This window comes from Microvirga sp. P4_A5 (genome assembly GCF_056402495.1).
Genome location: NZ_JBFUHH010000005.1, coordinates 56,909 through 74,091, shown reverse-complemented (window position 1 = coordinate 74,091; position 17,183 = coordinate 56,909). Strand labels below are relative to the sequence as shown.

Genomic DNA, 17,183 nt, shown 5'->3' with positions numbered 1-17,183 from the left:
CCGATGGGACAATTCTGAGGTCATGACAACACGTGACCGAAAGTGTCACCGTGGCCGAAGATGTCCTTCGTCCAGACGATCGCGTCCGAGTCGTCGTGATCTGACGTGTGGTCCATGAAGGCCACGAGCTCGGAAACGAGCGCGGTCGGATCGGCAGCGACCGTCTCGCTCGCATCCGCGATGAGATCGGCCTGCACGAGAATGGAATCTTCGTAGAAGTCTCCGCCGATCCGCTGTTCGTAAAGGCCTCCGGCATTCACGATCGTCGCCTCGTTCACCGCGGCATTGCCCCCTGTGGAGAGCCATTGCAGACCGCTGCTTCCCATCTGGATCGCAAGATCGGCATCCGCCAGGACGTTGATCTGCGAGACGATGTTGAGGTCGTAGTAGTTCCCCGTCACGAACAGGACATTCAGACTTCCGGACGACGCTCCGTAGAAGTCCGACCAAGCGTTGTGATCTAGATCGTCGCGATGGTTGAGGTCATCGATCAGAGATTCCAGCCGGCGATCGATATCGCCAAATGATGTGGCTCCGTACTTGGCGATGGTCGCGGTGTTTTCGAGCGCATTCTGGCCGCTATAGATCGATGGCGCATTACCGGCCGTCGACGAAACTCCGATATAATCGTTGTCGAGAACGACGTTCGTCTGGGAGATGATGTTGGCGGAATGATAGTCGCCCACGACGATGATGACGTCGTAATGCTTTCCCCAATCGGCAAACCTCGCGACGTTCGCTTGCGTGTTGTCGCCCGTGTGGACTTCCGAATAGCTGTCGAATCGGGTCTGAACAGTGACATCGCCATCGTCGAAGTAATTGCGCTGGGTCAGAGACTTGACATCCATCACGTCGCCATCGACGTAATCGATGTTCACCGTGAGATGGCTCGCGGGCCCACCCTTATGACCGTGCTGCTTGACGAGTTCCTCGACGACGAAATTCGCCACGTTATCGAGAGTGCTTCCGGTGCTGTCGAGCAGCTCGGGAGCATCGCCGGTGTGGAACACCACGTCCTTGTTCTGCAGGATGTTGGTCTGCAGGATAGCGTTCGTCTCGTAGTAGTTCCCGACCACGACCAGCGTCGAGGGGGCTTCGTTCACGTCGATCATGGTCCCGATATTGACCAACTTGTTACCGCCGGTCTCGGCGACCTGCGCCGGCTCGCTGCCATCGTCGGATGGAACCGGCGGCTCGGGGACGATGTGGTTCGCGGGCTCCGGTTGGCCTGTCTGCTCCGTCGGAACGGACTCGCCATTCACATATCGGCCGGCAACAATGGGTTGCGCCTCCGTTTCGCCGGATGCCAGCGCTTCATGCCGGTTGACGACGGCTGAGGTCCAGAACTCCACGCTCTCGCCCGGTGGCAGCGTCGTTGTCGGGTTGTACTTCTCCGCGAGCGCCAGCATATCGACCATGGGTTGGTCGGTCTCGACATGATCGAACACTGGCGTGCCGGCCGCCTCGTCTGCGAAGTAATCGCGGTCATTCGCGACATTCGCCTGCGAAAGGTTGGCGATCGTGTCGTCACCGCCCTCGACATACTTGATTTCATAATTGGGCGCGACGGCTCCGGCCTGTGGCTGCGGGCCGGCCGGCGTGGCCTGCGGTTCGGCGACATATTGAACGATGTAGTTCTGCCCGACGGAGAGAGCGTTCGGCCCAGCATGCATGTGGTGCGGAAGTGCCTCGCCATGACCGTGAGCCGAGGCGCTAACAGCGATCGTGTGGTATTCGGGGAGGTCGGCCGATTTCACCTGGGTGATGTATTCGGGGCCGAGGCTGTATTTCACCCGGACCGCCAGGCTCTCCATATCCGCAGGCGCTTCACTTCGCGCAATGTGCTGGTCTGCCGAGAACTTCAGGTCGATCGGGCGATACGCGTAGGAAATTTCGTCCAGCTGGGTGCGGGACGCGACGTAGTCCTGCGTCAGGTGCAGATGCCCGGCAAAGTGCCAGATGAGCTCGATCGAGCTAGCAACAGCCATGACTCACTCCTGTCGACGCATACGCCGCCAATCGACGGAAACTGGCCCGCGCGGCGTACCGCGCGGGCCGATGGTAACAGGATGTCAGATGCTGTCGGTGCTGTCGGCACCGCCGACAACGTCGATGTTCATCGTGTTGTACTGGATGTTGGCGCCCATGGAGATGTTCTGGTTGAGAGCCTCCAGATGAGCGGTGGCGGCGGAAGTGGCAGAACCTGCAACTTCGCTGCCTTCGCCGGCATCGTTGGCAATGCCGTGGCCGTCCATGCCATCGGAAATGCCGCCTTCCTGAAGCGCCAGCTGGCCGATCAGACCCGAGCTCGAGCCGCTCGTCGCAGTCAGCGTATCGCTGTCGTTCATCTCGCTGACCTGGGCGAGACTGAATGCATTGTCATTGCCGCCGCCGTTGAGAGCGTTGCCAATGGTCTGCATGACGTCGAAGTTCAGGTTGTCTAGATCGAGCCAGTCGGTGTCGCTGGTGTTGAATGCATCTTCGATCTCGACTTCGAGGTCGAAATGCGTGCTGGCGTCGTTGTGGACGCTGTTGGTGCTGTTGTTGTTCAGCGAGTCCTCGACCTCAACTTCAACGTCGGTATAGCCGCCGTTGTAGCTGTTGTTGGTGCTGCTGTTGTTCAACGAGTCTTCAAGCGCCACATCGACATTGGTGCTGGAATCTTCGTTGAAGCTGTCTTCGATCTCAACATCGRTGTCGTTGTGACTGAAGGCACTGTTGTCGGTATTCAGCGAATCCGCGAGCGCCACATCGACGTCGGTGCTCGAATCCTCGTTGAAGCTGTCTTCGATCTCGACATCGACATCAGTTTCGCTGTTGTCGCTGTTGTCACTATGGTCGCTGTTATCGGTGCTTTGATTGAAGCTGTCCTCAACTTCAACTTCGACATCAGTCTCTACTTCGGTACTGGTGTCGTTGAAGCTGTTGTTGGCAGTGTCGTCGTTGCTATTGTCTTGCGCAGCAATGGCGACACCCGCGAGTGCGGCTGCCAGATTGGCATTGGTATCGGTGGACATGCTGGATTTCCTGGATCAGCGCTTCGATCCGTCCATGGTCCGCTCATCATCTACGTGTGCGGGAACAAGGGCTTTTCGAAGCTATCACACAAAATACTGTGAAGCCGGTTCGAGATGGGCCCTGCTATCGCAAGATACCCACATGGGCGCCGGGACGCCGAACACATGTTGTGACCTGCTGCGCGCCTGCCTCGCCTTCTCATACTGAACGCGTTTCCCTTGCGGTCGTGTACCCGATACGCATGGCAGGCGACCGTCCTTCAATCTTTCCATTCGACAAAGCTCCGCCATTCCAGGAAATGCCTACTCCTGCATTACCCGGTTACGCAGCGACCCGCTCACACAAGCGGTTGCCCGTCATGAAAATGATTGTTTATTTTTTTGGAGAAGTTCAGGAACAGTCATCTGTCTGCACAGATTGCCCGCCCGCTTCCCGGTGGACGCTTATACGCGAGACGACTAGCGCCTCACCTCACGAACGCGGCTTTTGACCCGTTCCATGTCCATGATCAGTCGATGACTCACCCTGAACATGGGTAAAGTAGACGTTACTTGCGGGGGGCCGTCCAGACACGCAAAGGGAGTAGCTCAGGCGGTTCCCCGAATGGGGTATAAATGCTCATCTCAGCGCCGAGACACGGACCTCGAAGGCCTCTTTCCAGAGCAGATTGAGCCGGTGCCCCCCCTCGCTCTCGCAAGGCCAGTCGTTCTGCACAAGCAGATCGTCACGTGCGGTTTCCAGCGCCGCATGAAAGAACGTCGCTTGCTGGCACCCCTCACCAAAATCCATATTCTGGTCCATACTGAGAATGCAGATCTCCTCGCCGATCACGCTTGCGAGCTCACCGCTCAACTCCGCCAGGGTGTCGGCCTGAATCAACCCCAATGCCTGCGAACTCACGGGCCCTACCTTCTTCCACGCCTGAAGACTCGCGAGCATCGAAAGAAACCCGATGAGATATGCGTCGTGCCAGGCGCTGCTGGGGATCGCGCCCATGCTTCCCTCACTGCGCGCGATCAGCGGCGCGAGTGTGGCGACCGCCGCCTTCCGGCCCTGGCGCGCTTTCCACAATTGAAGCATGGGGATCCTACCGCTGATCTACCGAGCATGATCGCCCCTAGCCGCCTGGGCAATCCTTGTTGCATCGCCCTTAAGGATGAACCGCGCTATACTTTACCGAGCGACCAACTCTTGGGTCGCTAAACGTCTCAGCAAATTGTTTCTCAAGAAAGAACTGCCGAATGGCAACACGGCTCCCTCCCAAACCGGATTTCGAAGCCATCGAGGCAGCGGCGATCGATTCGGCGGATCGGCGAACGGTGATTCTCGCTCTGATCGGAAATCTCGTTTTCAGCTGGTCCAACAACGAGAGCATGTTCATCTATGTGCTGATGGTGCTGTTGGAGACGGATGAGGTTTCGGCCGCCATCGTGTTTGCCACTCTGAACACCACGCGTGCCCGCCTCGATCTGGTCCAGAGGCTTGCCACAGCCAAGATCAAGGATCGCCCGACGGCAAAGATGCTCGACAAGATCATCACGCGTTTCAATGAGAGCACGCGCATCCGAAACGAGTTCAATCATTGCATGTATACGGTGAACGACCGCGGCGAGATTACCCATACGCATGCCATGAAGATCAAGGAGAGCCGGGGCCATTTGACCCTGGGTGAGCTGCGGCCCATGGACGATGCGCGCATTGCCGAGCTGGTGAAATCGGTCGCCGACCTGAAAACGCTCAATCGGGACCTGTGGGACCTTCTCCCTCGACTTCAGGCGGCGGTAGTCTCACTAACCCCGCAAGCGGGAGCCAGCGGGACACCGGCCTGATTCCATAGGGGCAGAACCCGTGGTCCTGCCCCTGGCTTTGTTCAGCTCCGTTTGTCGGATGCCCTCCGCGAAAGCATGTTCAGGCCTTCGACGAGCCCGGAGAATGCCATGGCGGCATAGATGTATCCCTTTGGCACATGCGCGCCGAAGCCTTCGGCAATGAGCGTCATGCCGATCATGAGAAGGAAGCCGAGGGCGAGCATGACCACGGTCGGATTGGCCTCGATGAATTTCGCCAGAGGCTCGGCTGCGAGCAGCATCACAGTGACCGCCACGATCACGGCGATGACCATGATCGGCACGTGGTCGGTCATCCCAACCGCCGTGATGATGCTGTCGATGGAGAAAACCAGATCCAGCACGAGGATCTGGCCGATCGCCRCCGCGAAGCCCAACTGGGCACGCTTACCGTCGAACATATCGGGACCCGGGTCCTTATCGACGTTATGATGTATCTCTTTGGTGGCCTTCCAGACGAGAAACAGACCGCCGGCGATCAGGATGAGGTCGCGCCACGAAAATCCATGGCCGAACGCTTCGAAGATCGGTTCAGTCAATTGCACAATGATGGCGATGGTGCCGAGAAGACCCAGGCGCATGATAAGCGCAAGCCCAATACCGATGCGGCGCGCTCTTGTTTGCTGGTCAAGCGGAAGCTTGTTGGTCAGAATCGAGATGAAGATGAGGTTGTCGATCCCGAGGACCACCTCCATCACAATGAGGGTTGCAAGCGCAATCCAGGCGGTGGGATCGGAGGCTAAAGCAATGATAGAGTCCATGTTCCTGTCCGGTTAAGCGTGACCGGTTATGTCGGTGCTTGGCGCGCTTGAACAAGAGGCTGAAGACGCCAGAGTGCTGAGGAAAGCGGCGCGCGGAAAAATTTTGCTGAACCAATTGCCAAGTGGTTCGGGTTGCGTCTAGCTTGCTTTCCCAACAAAGCCTCTGGAAAACTTCGCTCCGGACCACGGGAGCGGTACCAATCCTCATATTGGTTCTCGAAATAGATGCAGAAACCCGAGACGTTCGCCGACAGCTCGGACTTCGCCTTGAGGCAGATGCGCGCCCTTTTGGACGAGCGGGCCGGCATGGACGACCAGCGCCTTCCGTCCGAGCGTAGCCTTTCGGCACAGCTTGGTGTGGGGCGCAGGACGCTCAGACGAGCCCTCGAAGTCCTGGAAGCCGAGGGGCACATCTGGCGCCATCAGGGAAAGGGCACCTTCCTTGGACCGCGTCCTCTGCGCGGAGAAGTCAGTCTCGTGGAACTCTCCAGCCGTACCAATCCGCTGGAGGTTATGGAGGCACGGCTGGAGATCGAGCCGGGGCTCGCGCGGCTCGCGGCCCTGCGCGCGTCCAACGGAGACCTCCGGCGCCTCCAACATCTGGCGCAGAAGACGGAATCGATCGCCGACGGCGACGCCGACAGCCGCGAGCTCTGGGACGGAGCCTTTCACCGGGCCATTGCCGAGGCGGCCGGCAACAGCCTGCTCTTTGCATTCGTCGATGTGGTCGATCGCATACGGCAGGACCCCACCTGGCGTCGTCTTCGGGAACAGGCGCGAGCGCCTGCCAGCCAAAGAGGCTATGTGGCCCAGCACCATCGGGTCGTCGCAGCCATTGCGGCGCGCGACGCGGGCGAGGCGGAGGCCGCCATGCGCGATCATCTCGAAGCCGTTCGTGCCAGTGTGCTCCGGATCATGACCCGATCGGCGAGAGGCCACCGGGATGAGCAGGTCGAACAACCCGTTCACGCCGATATCGAGGGAATTCCCGCCGCATGACAAGTTCCAGCGTCCCGTTTTCAGTGATCGATGGCGCGGCTGGCAGCGTGCATGCTCGTGGGACAGAACGCCCGCTGCTGACGGTCGAGAATCTGTCCGTGCGTTTTGATGGAGCGCCCAAGGACATCAACGTGGTGGACAACGTGTCCTTCTCGGTCTCGAAGGGCAAGACGCTTTGCATCGTTGGTGAATCCGGATGCGGGAAGAGCGTGTCGGCCCTTGCGCTGATGGGGCTTCTCCCCACCCCGCCGGCACGGATCGTGGGGGGCCGCGCACTCTTCGAGGGCAAGGATCTGCTGACGCTCCCGGACCGGGAGCGCGCGGATATGCGCGGCAATCAGACTGCCATGATCTTCCAGGAGCCGATGACGTCGCTGAACCCGGTCTTCACGGTTGGGGATCAGATCACCGAAGGGATTCTGCGACACCGCCGAATCTCCAAGGCAGAAGCATCCGAGCGCGCCCTGGAAATGCTGCGCCGTGTGCGCATCCCGGCGCCTGAGAAGCGGATGCGCGCCTACCCGCATGAAATGTCCGGGGGAATGCGTCAGCGCGTGATGATCGCAATGGCGCTGGCGAACGAGCCCGATCTGCTCATCGCCGACGAGCCGACCACGGCGCTCGACGTCACCATCCAGGCACAAATCATCGCGCTCATTCGGCAATTGCAGACTGAGAGCGGGATGGCGATGATCCTGATCACGCACGACCTCGGCGTCGTCGCCGAAGTCGCCGACGAAGTCGTGGTGATGTATGCTGGACAGGTCGTCGAAAGCGGCCCGGTCGACGACATCTTTGCCGACCCGCAGCATCCTTACACCATCGGCTTGATGGGCTCTGTGCCTTCCCTTGGTCGGCGCAAAGGCCGGCTGACGACGATTCCCGGCACCGTTCCGCCTGCCGAACTCATGCCGCGCGGATGCCGCTTCTCGCCTCGYTGCCCCTTCGTCGACGAGCGATGTGTGAGCGACCCGCCACCCCTCGTCGAGTTGGCACCGGGTCACCGCGCGCGATGCTGGTACGCGCCGCTCGAACTCCATCGCGGACTCATCCCATGAGCGACATCATTCTCGAGAGCAAAGGCCTCGTAAAGCATTTCGGCGGGAGCGGTCTCCTCTCCTCGCCGACGATCGTCCGGGCCGTGGACGGTGTCTCGATGATCGTCAGGCGCGGCGAGACCTTCGCGATCGTCGGCGAATCCGGTTGCGGCAAGTCGACTCTCGGCCGCCTCCTCCTTCGTTTGATCGAACCGACAGCCGGCGACGTTCGCTACGAAGGAAAGTCCATCCTGGAGCTGGGACCGAAAGAGATGCGAGACCTGCGCCGCGAGATGCAGATCATCTTCCAGGATCCGTTCGCCTCGCTCAATCCCCGCATGAATGTGCGCGACATCGTGGGCGAGCCGATATGGCTTCATGATCTCGCACGGGGCTCCGAGAAGCAGGAGCGCGTTTCCGAGCTCTTGCGCATCGTCGGCCTGATCCCCAGTCATGGCGACCGCTATCCGCATGAATTCTCGGGCGGACAACGCCAACGCATCGGCATCGCTCGGGCCCTGGCAGGAGAACCGAAGCTCATCATCGGCGACGAGCCGGTCTCCGCGCTGGACGTTTCCATCCAGGCCCAGATCATCAATCTGCTGGAACATTTAAAGGACCGGTTCGGCCTGACGCTCGTCATCATCGCACATGATCTCGCTGTGATCAGGCACATGAGCGACAAGGTTGCGGTCATGTACCTGGGCGAAATCGTTKAATTGAGCGACACCAACGATCTCTTCGACAACCCGCTGCATCCCTACACGCAGGCGCTTCTTACCGCGATACCGGTTCCGAGCCCCGTCAATCGCCAACCAAAGCCGTTGCTGCAGGGAGACGTGCCAAGCCCGGCAGCGCCTCCGAGCGGATGCCGCTTCCACACCCGCTGCCCGCACGCACGTGCGCTCTGCCGGGAAGAGCACCCGTCCCTCGAAGTCGCCGTCGAAGGGCGGCAGGTCGCATGCCATTTCTGGCGCGAGATCCAGAACGCGGGAGCGGGTGCTTTGACCGCGCCGTCTCCGAGCCCGGCTCTGACCACGCGACTCGCGCTCTACAGGACCTGGCGCGAGCGGCAGGACGATTCCGCCGCGCCGATACTTTAAGAAAATCAACAGAGGAGAAACATGCCGATGAGACCAATTTTCACCATGGCGGTAGCCGCTGGACTCTTGATGGGGACAGCCGCGTCCGCCCAGACGCTTCGGATCGGCCTGCAGGAGGATCCGGATGTGCTCGATCCCCATCGCGCGCGAACATTCGTCGGACGCATCGTCTTCACGTCGATGTGCGACAAGCTCGTCGAAATCACGCCGGAGCTCAAATTCGTCCCGCAGCTCGCGACCGAATGGAAATGGAGCGACGATGCGAAGACGCTCACGATGAAACTCCGCCCCGGCGTCAAATTCCATGACGGCGAGACGATGAACGCAACGGCGGTCAAGGCCAATCTCGACCGGGCCCGCACCCTGCCCGACAGCTTGCGCAAGAGCGAACTCGGTTCAGTCGAAAGTGTCGACGTCGTCGACGACATGACCATCGCGCTGAAACTCTCCCGGGCCGACGCGACGCTGGTTTCGCAGCTCTCGGACCGCGCCGGCATGATCATGTCGCCCAAGGCGCTGGCGGCGCCGGATTTCGCCCAGAAGCCGGTTTGCTCGGGCCCGTACCAGTTCGTCGAGCGGGTTCAGAACGATCGCATCATCCTTGATCGTTTCAAGGATCACTGGGATGCGAAGAGCTACAATTTCGATCGGCTTGTGTTTACGCCGATCCCTGACACGACCGTTCGCCTGGCCAATCTCAAGGCCGGCAATCTGGATATCCTGGAGCGGCTGGCGCCGAGCGACGTCGCGGACGTCAAGAGCGACCCGAAACTCACCTTCGCGCCGGTGAGCGGCATCGGCTATCAGGGACTGACGATCAATACGGGCAACGGAGAGCGGGCTAAGTCCCCCCTCGGCCGGGACAAGCGCGTGCGGCAGGCTCTGCAACTGGCCATCGATCGCAACGTGATCAACGAAGTCGTCGGACAGGGCATCTTCCCACCGGCCGGCCAGCCTTTCCCCGAAGCCAGCGTTTTCAATGACAAGAAATTCGCGGCCGGCCAGCGCGACGTCGCCAAGGCCAAGGCGCTGCTGAAGGAGGCGGGCGTCGACCGCGTGAAACTCGAGCTTTCCTTCGGCAACAGCACGACCACGCAGCAGATCGCCGAAATCATTCAGGCGATGGCGGCCGAGGCGGGCTTCGATATCTCGCTGCGTCCGACGGAGTTCGCAGCCCTGCAGAAGGAAGCCCAGGCGGGCAATTTCGACATGAACGCTATCGGCTGGTCCGGCCGCGTCGATCCGGATGGCAACATCCATCAGTTCGTCACATGCAAAGGCGGCCTCAACGATGGACGCTATTGCAACCCGGAAGTAGACCGTCTCCTCAATGAGGCGCGCGCCATCAACGACGATGAAAAACGCAAGGCGCTCTACGATGCGGCTCAGGTGATCCTGCAGGACGAACTGCCGATCATCTACACGTATTATCAGCCGTGGCCTTTCGTGACGGCCAAGAAGGTCGAGGGCTTCAAGCCCTACCCGGATGGCATGATTCGTCTCAAGGGCGTGAAATTCGCGTCCTGAGCAGCCTCGAATAGCGTGCCCGGACCAACCGGGCACGCCCCTCCTCCAACATCGCCGGCGCAAACCATGCTTCGTTTCATCGCCAGACGTATCCTGATCGCGATCCCCACGATCATCATCGTGTCGGTGCTGGTCTTCACCCTGCAGCAGCTCCTGCCGGGTGACCCTGTTCTGACGATGGCGGGCGAGGAGCGGGATCCGCAGGTCCTGGAATTTCTGCGCGAGAAGTATCGTCTCAACGACCCCGTGCCGATCCAGTATTTTGCGTGGATCGGCCAGGTCCTGCAGGGCAATCTCGGCATTTCTCTCAGAACCGACATTCCGGTCCTGACGCTGATCCTCGGCAAACTGCCCGTCACCTTGGAACTCGCGATCTTCGCCATGATCATCGCGCTCGCCATCGGAATTCCGGCCGGAATCATTTCGGCGGTGAAGAAGGGCACCACCGTCGACTATGCGGCGAACGTCGTCGCGCTCTCGGGTCTTTCGATCCCGAACTTCTGGCTCGGCATATTGCTCATCATGCTTGTTTCGGTGCGCTGGCAACTCCTCCCCGCGTCCGGCTTCGTCCCTCCCAGCGAGGATCTATGGCTGAACATCAAGACCATGATCATGCCGGCATTCGTGCTGGGCACGGGTCTCGCCGCAAGCCTCATGCGCCACACCAGAAGCGCGATGCTGGGTGTCCTCAGATCGGATTACATCCGCACCGCCCGGGCAAAGGGGCTCGTGTCGCGGGTCGTCATCATGAAACACGCCCTTCGCAACGCGCTCATCCCGATCATCACCCTGTCGACCCTGCTCTTCGGGGAGCTTCTCGCCGGCGCCGTTCTGACCGAGCAGATCTTCACCATTCCGGGTTTCGGAAAGCTCGTGGTGGATGCCGTATTCAATCGCGACTACGCCGTTGTCCAGGGCGTGGTTCTTTGTACGGCGGTTGGCTTCATCATCATGAATCTTCTGGCGGACGTTCTCTACGTTCTGGCCAATCCGCGACTGAGGCACGCCCAATGACAATCGCCATCGCCGAAGACATCGCGCTGCCGAAGAAACGTGGCCGCATACTGTCCAAATTTCTGCGCAACCGCAGTGCGCTCCTGGGCGCGGGCCTCGTGATTTTTTTTGTTATTGTGGCGATCGCGGCCCCGCTGATTGCGCCGCATGATCCCATCAAGCCGAGCTTTGCGACCATCCGAAAAGCGCCCTCCGCGCTCTTCTGGTTCGGCACTGACGAACTCGGGCGCGACGTCTTCTCCCGCATGGTGATCGGCGCGAGAGCCTCGCTGATGGCGGGCGTCGTATCCGTTGCCATAGCCGTCCTGCTTGGTGTCCCGTTCGGTCTCGTCTCGGGTTATTTCGGCGGATGGATCGATGCGGTGATCTCCCGCTCCACCGAGGCGATGCTCGCCATTCCGTTCCTGATCTTCGCCATCGCGCTCGCGGCGTTCCTCGGACCGAGCCTCACCAATGCAATGATCGCCATCGGGTTGTCGGCCATGCCGATTTTCGTGCGGCTCACGCGCGGTCAGGTGCTCACGGTCAAGGCCGAGGATTATGTCGAAGGGGCGCGCGCTATCGGCCTTCCGAATTTCTGGATCATCCTGAGATATATTCTGCCGAATGTCCTACCCCCGATCCTCGTTCAGGCAACGCTGACGATCGCCACGGCGATCATCGCGGAGGCAAGCCTGTCCTTTCTCGGTCTTGGACAACAGCCGCCCAATCCGTCCTGGGGCTCGATGCTCAACACGGCGAAGAACTTCATGAGCCAGGCGCCGTGGATGTCATTTTTCCCCGGTTCGGCAATCTTCCTGATCGTTCTTGGCTTCAACCTGTTTGGCGACGGTCTGCGCGATGCGCTCGACCCGCGCGAAAACTGACATTCAACACGGGTAGCATTCATGTTCACGACACGGCCTGAGATCCTCGGCACGTTCGGGGTCGTCACCTCGACCCATTGGCTCGGCTCCGCCGCCGGCATGGCAATGCTGGAGCGCGGCGGCAATGCCTTCGATGCGTGCGTGGCGACAGGATTCGTCCTGCAGGTCGTCGAGCCGCATCTCGTCGGCCCGTCCGGCGAAGTCCCTGCCGTTTTCTATTCGGCGCGAACACGCAGGATCGAGGTGCTGTGCGGCCAAGGCACGGCCCCCGCCGGCGCGACCATCGAGCATTATCGCCGCGAGGGCATCACGCTCATTCCCGGCAACGGTCTGCTGGCGACGGTCGTACCCGGCGCGTTCGACGCGTGGATGCTGCTTTTGCGCGATCACGGAACAATGCGCCTGCGCGAGGTCCTCGAGCCTGCGATCTACTATGCGGAGAAGGGGCATCCGCTGCTGCCGCGCGTGTCCGATACGATCAGGGGCCTTAAGGAGTTTTTCGAAACGGAATGGCCCACATCGGCGGCGGTCTACCTGCCAGGCGGCAATGTTCCCGCGGGTAAGAAACTCTTTCGCAACCCCGCTTTGGCGGAGACCTGGAAGCGTATCCTGAAGGAGGCGGAGGCGAAGGGCGGTAATCGTGAAGCGGAAATCGAAGCGGCGCGGGCTGCTTTCTACAAAGGCTTCGTAGCCGAAGCGATCGACCGTTTTTCCCGATCTAACGAGGTCATGGACCAGAGCGGCACGCGCCACCGCGGCGTGATCACGGGCAACGATCTCGCCGGATGGTCTGCCAGCTACGATGCGCCGCAAACCTACGATTATCACAATTATCGGGTGAACAAGATCAGACCCTGGGGTCAAGGCCCTGTCTTTCTGCAGTCGCTCGCTCTCTTGAAAGAATTCGACATTGCCCGCATGGGCCCGACGAGTGGGCTCTTCATCCACACCGTCATGGAAGCCATGAAACTCGCATTCGCGGATCGCGAGGCCTATTACGGCGATCCCGATTTCGTGAAGGTCCCCATCGAGACGCTCCTGTCCGATGCCTATTCCGCGGAACGACGAAAACTGATCGGAGATCGGGCGTCGATGGAACTACGCCCGGGACACGTTCCGGGGTACGAGCAACAGGTGGAGCGCACGCTCGCGGCGTTGCGCGAACTCTCGACGACAGACCGCAAGGTAACCGGCGGCGAACCGACCATGGCGTCCATGCGATCCGCCCGCCGCGGCGACACCGTCCATATCGATGTCATCGATCGCCACGGCAACATGATCGCCGCGATGCCGTCGGGTGGATGGCTGCAATCTTCGCCGGTGATTCCAGAACTCGGCTTCATGCTCAATTCGCGCGCACAGATGTTCTGGCTCGAAGAAAATCTGCCGGCATCCCTGCAGCCCGGCAAGCGCCCTCGCACCACGTTGACCCCCACGCTCGCGGAAAAAGACGGGGAGCCCTACATGGTCTTTGGCTCACCCGGCGGCGACCAGCAGGAGCAATGGCAGTTGCTCCTGTTCCTTCGTCATGTGCATCACGGCCTGAACCTTCAGGAAGCCATCGACCTGCCGATGGCGCACACGGCGCATTTCCCGTCCTCCTTCCATCCGCGCGAGCAGAAGCCCGGGCATCTCGCAGCCGAAGAAAGCTTTGGCGAGGGGGTTCTGGCGGATCTCCGGGCGCGCGGTCACGAAGTGGAAAAGACTCCCGAGTGGACAATCGGCCGTCTCGTAGCCGCGAGCCGGGATTCCGACGGAATGCTGCACGGCGCCGCGACCCCGCGTCTCATGCAGGCCTATGCGATCGGGCGGTAGGCCTCTTCGCGAAGCACCGCCCTATTTCAATCCAGGCGGCTCCTTTCTGAATCTTGGGCGTTGTCCAAGAGACAGAATGGGAGCCGCAATGCCAAACAGGAGCCATCCGTCCCTCTCGGGGACCAGCCATCGATGCCGTTTCGTTCTCTCGGTGGTGGCGCTGATTGCGGCGACCGACGTCGCCGCGGAGCCATGGCCGCCGCTGCCCCCCGTGCGCCCGCCGGTCGAGGATCCACCAACCGTGACCCCGGCCCAATCCCCTTCTCCGGACGCGCCGAGCTCGGCCGCATCGTCGGAAACGAACGAATGTCTGGCCCGATTGAAAACCGCTGGATTTGAGTTTGAGCCGGTCGAGACACCTGCCGCAGACAATCAGAACTGCCGAATCGAGAATCCGGTGAAGCTGCGCTCCATACCAATAACGGGCCGCGAAAGGCCGCTTCGTATGCCTGCAGAGCCCGTCGTGGCATGCCGGTTCGCCGAAAGTCTCGGGGGATGGCTGGGTTCGCTCGTGGCGCCCGCTGTCTTGGGCGCGACCGGGTCGGAGCTCGCTGCTGCCCATACCGGCCCGGGTTTTGAATGCCGCAACAGAAATCGAGCGGCCTCGGGCAAACTGTCGGCCCATGCCGAAGGATTAGCCATCGATATCGCGAGTTTCGAACTCGCCAGCAAAGCCCGGATCCCCATCAAACCCGAGGGTGCCGAACAGCACGTTCAAACGATCAACGCCGTCAGGCGGGCTGCCTGCGGCTGGTTCACAACCGTACTGGGTCCGGGTGCGGATGCGTCCCACGCGGACCATTTGCATGTAGACCTGCAGATGCACGGCTCCAGCGATCGCTACAGGATCTGCCAGTGAGGTCCCTGACTACTTTCCCGCAGCCTTCCGCAAAGCCTCATTGATCCTGTCCTGCCACCCAGGCCCGCCCTCTTGAAAGAAATCCAGCACCTCGCGGTCGATCCGCAAGGAAACCATCTCGCGCGTACCGGGGATCACCGGAGCTTTTGGAGGGAGTTCGACGGGCTTGGTCGTCGCCTTCTTGAAGGCGGCTTCCGCAGCCTGACGTGGATCCGTTGACCGGCGAGTGCCAATCGGCGGCTTGGACATCGAGTGCCTCCTGATAGCAAGATTTTTGGCGACCGCCTCTCGATCATTGCCCTTGCTGGTCTGCCGGACGACATGACGAAGCTGGAACGGGTCTGATGAGGACGTCGGGCGATCCGCATTGGCGAACGGTCCGCCCTCAAACGATAGCAATTCGGACGGCGCTCACAAGCGCCAAGCTGCGGATTCGGTGATTTTTGCTGTGACAAGTTGTGTCGAAGAAGTTTTTTGGCCTTGAGGCCTGGTCGCCATTTTGCCGGGTGCTCAATTCGAAATGAGCCAATGGCGCTGTCGGCAGAGAAAGATCTCTCGGAGGATCCGCGCAAGAATCGGATCGATGGTAGCGGAGGAGGGATTTGAACCCCCGACACAAGGATTATGATTCCTCTGCTCTGACCAACTGAGCTACTCCGCCCCAGGAACGGGTCATGCCCGCGTCAGAGGCGCGATATAGGGAAAGATTGGCCGCCCTGTCAAGAATGAGAGGGCAGGTTTTCGAGGGGCTTCATGACCTTTCGGAAACGGGCGTACGAACCGCTCCGCCAGCCTTGCGAGCGGCGGCTTCCTAACCGCTCATAATGGTCATTCAGCCTTTCGGCTTGTTCCGCCAGAGCTGATAACCCTCGCTAGCGAGGGCCTGCTCGATGGCCCGCCGGGAAAACCGGTGTGGGGGTGCCGCGCGAGCGAGCAAAGTGCCGGTCAACCCCCAGGGGCCGTATTTGGCCGGCAGCTTACTACCCGCCTCATCGTCGGCAAACGCGTGAAGGTCATCCCTGGCCTGCGAGACGAACATAAAAATTCTCATGAGGCGTTCCTTCGTATGAGCGGCGAGGAGAACCACCTCATAGATAGCGTTCAGGCGACGGAAGTCAGTTCGACGGCTTCGGCGCGCAGGCCGAAACGATGCGCGAGATGCCACTGAAGTTCGCGCGCGGAATGGTAGAGATAAGTGCAATCCACCAGATGGCTGATGTCGCGCTGGGAGCCTGAATCCTGGGACCAGATCCCGGCAAGCGTGAATCCGCTCATCCAATCGTTGCTGTCGGCTCTGGGGCTAAAGTGAAACTTCATAACAATGTCTTTTCGAGTGAGGGCGCCGCTGTGAAGCCGATCGCCATAATGGGAAAACCTTGGACCCGGTGGTCGGAATGAGCCGACGCTGCCGAATGTCAGGAAATGTCTTTTCGCGGTGAGTGGAAGTGGATGCCGACGTCAGTCGATCACCGCACAATTCCGCCAAACCGCAGAGTCACGCCAAGATTCTTTGCTTGGATTTTTGATTGGTGCTCAACAGAGCTTCCCTGTCGACAGGGTCTGAATTCATGTTGAGCCAATATGCGACGGACTTCATATAACCCGGCGACGGAAAAATTTCAACCTTGTTCTTTTTATTCTTTGTTGCCCGCCCCTTGAGACTTTGCCTGGCGAGTCGACTCAGCGAGTCTTGCGGATCCGCATCAATTTGAAAAAGCCGGCTGGAAAGAGCGACTTCAATTCCACCACTTCCATGAACCCTGTGCCCCTCGCCCATTCCTCGACCCGCGATGCCTTGAAGGCGGAACTCCAGCCGATCGCCTTCACGACGGGTGATGCGAACTCCTCAAGAGCCGCTATCGGACCATCCGGTTGACCAAAATGGTTGGCCAGGATGATTTCGCCGCCGGGTCGCAGCACCCGCGCGAATTGGTCGAGGGCTTTTTCAGGTTCGGGCACAAGAGTGATGATGAATTGCGCCGTCACGGCGTCGAATATGCCGTCAGGGAATGTGAGATGGGTCACATCCATCACCTGAAGGGTCTTCACATGCGAATGGCCGCGCTTATCGACCTTCGCCTGGGCCCTCCGGAGCATGTCTTCCGACAGATCGACCCCGTATACCTCGGCGTTTCCTGGATAATAGCCGAGAGACAACCCCGTCCCCACGCCCGCTTCCAAGACCTTGGGCCCGCACGCCATTGCGGCGTCCACCGCGGCGCGGGCCGCGGGCTCCGTGAGTTTGTCATAAACGACATCGTAAACAGGTGCCCAACGCGCATATGCCTTGCGCATCAGGGCCGTGGTCGGTCCATCCGTCATGAAAATTCCCTGGTG

17 protein-coding genes and 1 tRNA gene are annotated in these 17,183 nt (G+C 60.3%); 9 read left to right on the top strand and 9 right to left on the bottom strand.

What is annotated here, in order from left to right:
* Positions 1 to 20 precede the first annotated feature (20 nt).
* The 3 genes from AC1DVM_RS03340 to AC1DVM_RS03330 form a co-directional block, all read right to left on the bottom strand.
* Entirely contained in the window at positions 21 to 1,988 is a 1,968-nt protein-coding gene (locus AC1DVM_RS03340) for a hypothetical protein (RefSeq protein WP_477252032.1), read from the bottom strand.
* 84 nt (positions 1,989 to 2,072) lie between these two features.
* Positions 2,073 to 3,017 carry a hypothetical protein gene (locus AC1DVM_RS03335; protein ID WP_477252030.1) on the bottom strand — a complete coding sequence of 315 codons (945 nt, stop codon included), beginning with the start codon at positions 3,015 to 3,017 and terminating at the stop codon, positions 2,073 to 2,075.
* 619 nt (positions 3,018 to 3,636) lie between these two features.
* Complete coding sequence (locus AC1DVM_RS03330; RefSeq protein ID WP_477252028.1) at positions 3,637 to 4,098, bottom strand: hypothetical protein; 462 nt, start codon at positions 4,096 to 4,098, stop codon at positions 3,637 to 3,639.
* Positions 4,099 to 4,259: 161 nt separating this feature from the next.
* Here AC1DVM_RS03330 and AC1DVM_RS03325 point away from each other — a divergent pair, with 161 nt between their 5' ends.
* Complete coding sequence (locus AC1DVM_RS03325; protein ID WP_477252026.1) at positions 4,260 to 4,847, top strand: hypothetical protein; 588 nt, start codon at positions 4,260 to 4,262, stop codon at positions 4,845 to 4,847.
* A gap of 41 nt (positions 4,848 to 4,888) precedes the next feature.
* Here AC1DVM_RS03325 and AC1DVM_RS03320 read toward each other — a convergent pair whose 3' ends face one another.
* Positions 4,889 to 5,626 (bottom strand): TerC family protein, encoded by a 738-nt coding sequence (locus AC1DVM_RS03320; RefSeq protein ID WP_477252024.1) that lies wholly within the window; start codon positions 5,624 to 5,626, stop codon positions 4,889 to 4,891.
* A gap of 225 nt (positions 5,627 to 5,851) precedes the next feature.
* Here AC1DVM_RS03320 and AC1DVM_RS03315 point away from each other — a divergent pair, with 225 nt between their 5' ends.
* The 8 genes from AC1DVM_RS03315 (at position 5,852) to AC1DVM_RS03280 (ending at position 14,846) form a co-directional block, all read left to right on the top strand.
* The gene (locus AC1DVM_RS03315; protein WP_477252023.1) at positions 5,852 to 6,625 is read left to right on the top strand and encodes a FadR/GntR family transcriptional regulator; all 774 of its coding nucleotides are present in this window, start codon (positions 5,852 to 5,854) and stop codon (positions 6,623 to 6,625) included.
* Positions 6,622 to 7,683: an ABC transporter ATP-binding protein gene (locus tag AC1DVM_RS03310; RefSeq protein ID WP_477252022.1), complete on the top strand. Its 1,062-nt coding sequence runs from the start codon at positions 6,622 to 6,624 to the stop codon at positions 7,681 to 7,683. Before AC1DVM_RS03315 ends, AC1DVM_RS03310 begins: the two co-directional genes overlap by 4 nt.
* Positions 7,680 to 8,765 carry an ABC transporter ATP-binding protein gene (locus tag AC1DVM_RS03305; protein ID WP_477252021.1) on the top strand — a complete coding sequence of 362 codons (1,086 nt, stop codon included), beginning with the start codon at positions 7,680 to 7,682 and terminating at the stop codon, positions 8,763 to 8,765. Before AC1DVM_RS03310 ends, AC1DVM_RS03305 begins: the two co-directional genes overlap by 4 nt.
* A gap of 21 nt (positions 8,766 to 8,786) precedes the next feature.
* On the top strand, positions 8,787 to 10,292 hold the full coding sequence (locus tag AC1DVM_RS03300) for an ABC transporter substrate-binding protein (protein WP_477252020.1): 1,506 nt from the start codon (positions 8,787 to 8,789) through the stop codon (positions 10,290 to 10,292).
* Between the two features lie 66 nt (positions 10,293 to 10,358).
* A complete protein-coding gene (locus AC1DVM_RS03295; protein WP_477252018.1) occupies positions 10,359 to 11,306 on the top strand; it encodes an ABC transporter permease in 948 nt (315 codons plus the stop codon).
* Positions 11,303 to 12,172, top strand: coding sequence for an ABC transporter permease (locus AC1DVM_RS03290; protein WP_477252016.1), 870 nt, complete (start codon positions 11,303 to 11,305; stop codon positions 12,170 to 12,172). Before AC1DVM_RS03295 ends, AC1DVM_RS03290 begins: the two co-directional genes overlap by 4 nt.
* Positions 12,173 to 12,193: 21 nt before the next feature.
* On the top strand, positions 12,194 to 13,987 hold the full coding sequence (locus AC1DVM_RS03285; RefSeq protein ID WP_477252015.1) for a gamma-glutamyltransferase family protein: 1,794 nt from the start codon (positions 12,194 to 12,196) through the stop codon (positions 13,985 to 13,987).
* Between the two features lie 241 nt (positions 13,988 to 14,228).
* On the top strand, positions 14,229 to 14,846 hold the full coding sequence (locus AC1DVM_RS03280) for an extensin-like domain-containing protein (protein ID WP_477252014.1): 618 nt from the start codon (positions 14,229 to 14,231) through the stop codon (positions 14,844 to 14,846).
* A gap of 9 nt (positions 14,847 to 14,855) precedes the next feature.
* On the opposite strand, the gene AC1DVM_RS03275 is transcribed toward AC1DVM_RS03280, so the two are convergent.
* From AC1DVM_RS03275 to AC1DVM_RS03255, 5 genes are all read right to left on the bottom strand, one after another.
* Positions 14,856 to 15,095, bottom strand: coding sequence for a BrnA antitoxin family protein (locus AC1DVM_RS03275; RefSeq protein WP_477252012.1), 240 nt, complete (start codon positions 15,093 to 15,095; stop codon positions 14,856 to 14,858).
* Between the two features lie 335 nt (positions 15,096 to 15,430).
* A tRNA-Met gene (locus AC1DVM_RS03270) sits at positions 15,431 to 15,507 on the bottom strand.
* Between the two features lie 171 nt (positions 15,508 to 15,678).
* Positions 15,679 to 15,897 carry a hypothetical protein gene (locus AC1DVM_RS03265; protein ID WP_477252010.1) on the bottom strand — a complete coding sequence of 73 codons (219 nt, stop codon included), beginning with the start codon at positions 15,895 to 15,897 and terminating at the stop codon, positions 15,679 to 15,681.
* 50 nt (positions 15,898 to 15,947) lie between these two features.
* Positions 15,948 to 16,163, bottom strand: coding sequence for a hypothetical protein (locus AC1DVM_RS03260; protein WP_477252008.1), 216 nt, complete (start codon positions 16,161 to 16,163; stop codon positions 15,948 to 15,950).
* A gap of 363 nt (positions 16,164 to 16,526) precedes the next feature.
* Positions 16,527 to 17,168: a class I SAM-dependent methyltransferase gene (locus tag AC1DVM_RS03255; RefSeq protein WP_477252006.1), complete on the bottom strand. Its 642-nt coding sequence runs from the start codon at positions 17,166 to 17,168 to the stop codon at positions 16,527 to 16,529.
* Between the last annotated feature and the right edge of the window lie 15 nt (positions 17,169 to 17,183).

Bases quoted from the DNA above. Each gene is read 5' to 3' on its own strand.
- AC1DVM_RS03340 (WP_477252032.1), bottom strand. From the start codon at position 1,988: ATGGCTGTTGCTAGCTCGATCGAGCTCATCTGGCACTTTGCCGGGCAT.
- AC1DVM_RS03330 (WP_477252028.1), bottom strand. From the start codon at position 4,098: ATGCTTCAATTGTGGAAAGCGCGCCAGGGCCGGAAGGCGGCGGTCGCC.
- AC1DVM_RS03325 (WP_477252026.1), top strand. From the start codon at position 4,260: ATGGCAACACGGCTCCCTCCCAAACCGGATTTCGAAGCCATCGAGGCA.
- AC1DVM_RS03315 (WP_477252023.1), top strand. From the start codon at position 5,852: ATGCAGAAACCCGAGACGTTCGCCGACAGCTCGGACTTCGCCTTGAGG.
- AC1DVM_RS03300 (WP_477252020.1), top strand. From the start codon at position 8,787: ATGCCGATGAGACCAATTTTCACCATGGCGGTAGCCGCTGGACTCTTG.
- AC1DVM_RS03295 (WP_477252018.1), top strand. From the start codon at position 10,359: ATGCTTCGTTTCATCGCCAGACGTATCCTGATCGCGATCCCCACGATC.
- AC1DVM_RS03290 (WP_477252016.1), top strand. From the start codon at position 11,303: ATGACAATCGCCATCGCCGAAGACATCGCGCTGCCGAAGAAACGTGGC.
- AC1DVM_RS03285 (WP_477252015.1), top strand. From the start codon at position 12,194: ATGTTCACGACACGGCCTGAGATCCTCGGCACGTTCGGGGTCGTCACC.
- AC1DVM_RS03275 (WP_477252012.1), bottom strand. From the start codon at position 15,095: ATGTCCAAGCCGCCGATTGGCACTCGCCGGTCAACGGATCCACGTCAG.
- AC1DVM_RS03265 (WP_477252010.1), bottom strand. From the start codon at position 15,897: ATGAGAATTTTTATGTTCGTCTCGCAGGCCAGGGATGACCTTCACGCG.
- AC1DVM_RS03260 (WP_477252008.1), bottom strand. From the start codon at position 16,163: ATGAAGTTTCACTTTAGCCCCAGAGCCGACAGCAACGATTGGATGAGC.
- AC1DVM_RS03255 (WP_477252006.1), bottom strand. From the start codon at position 17,168: ATGACGGATGGACCGACCACGGCCCTGATGCGCAAGGCATATGCGCGT.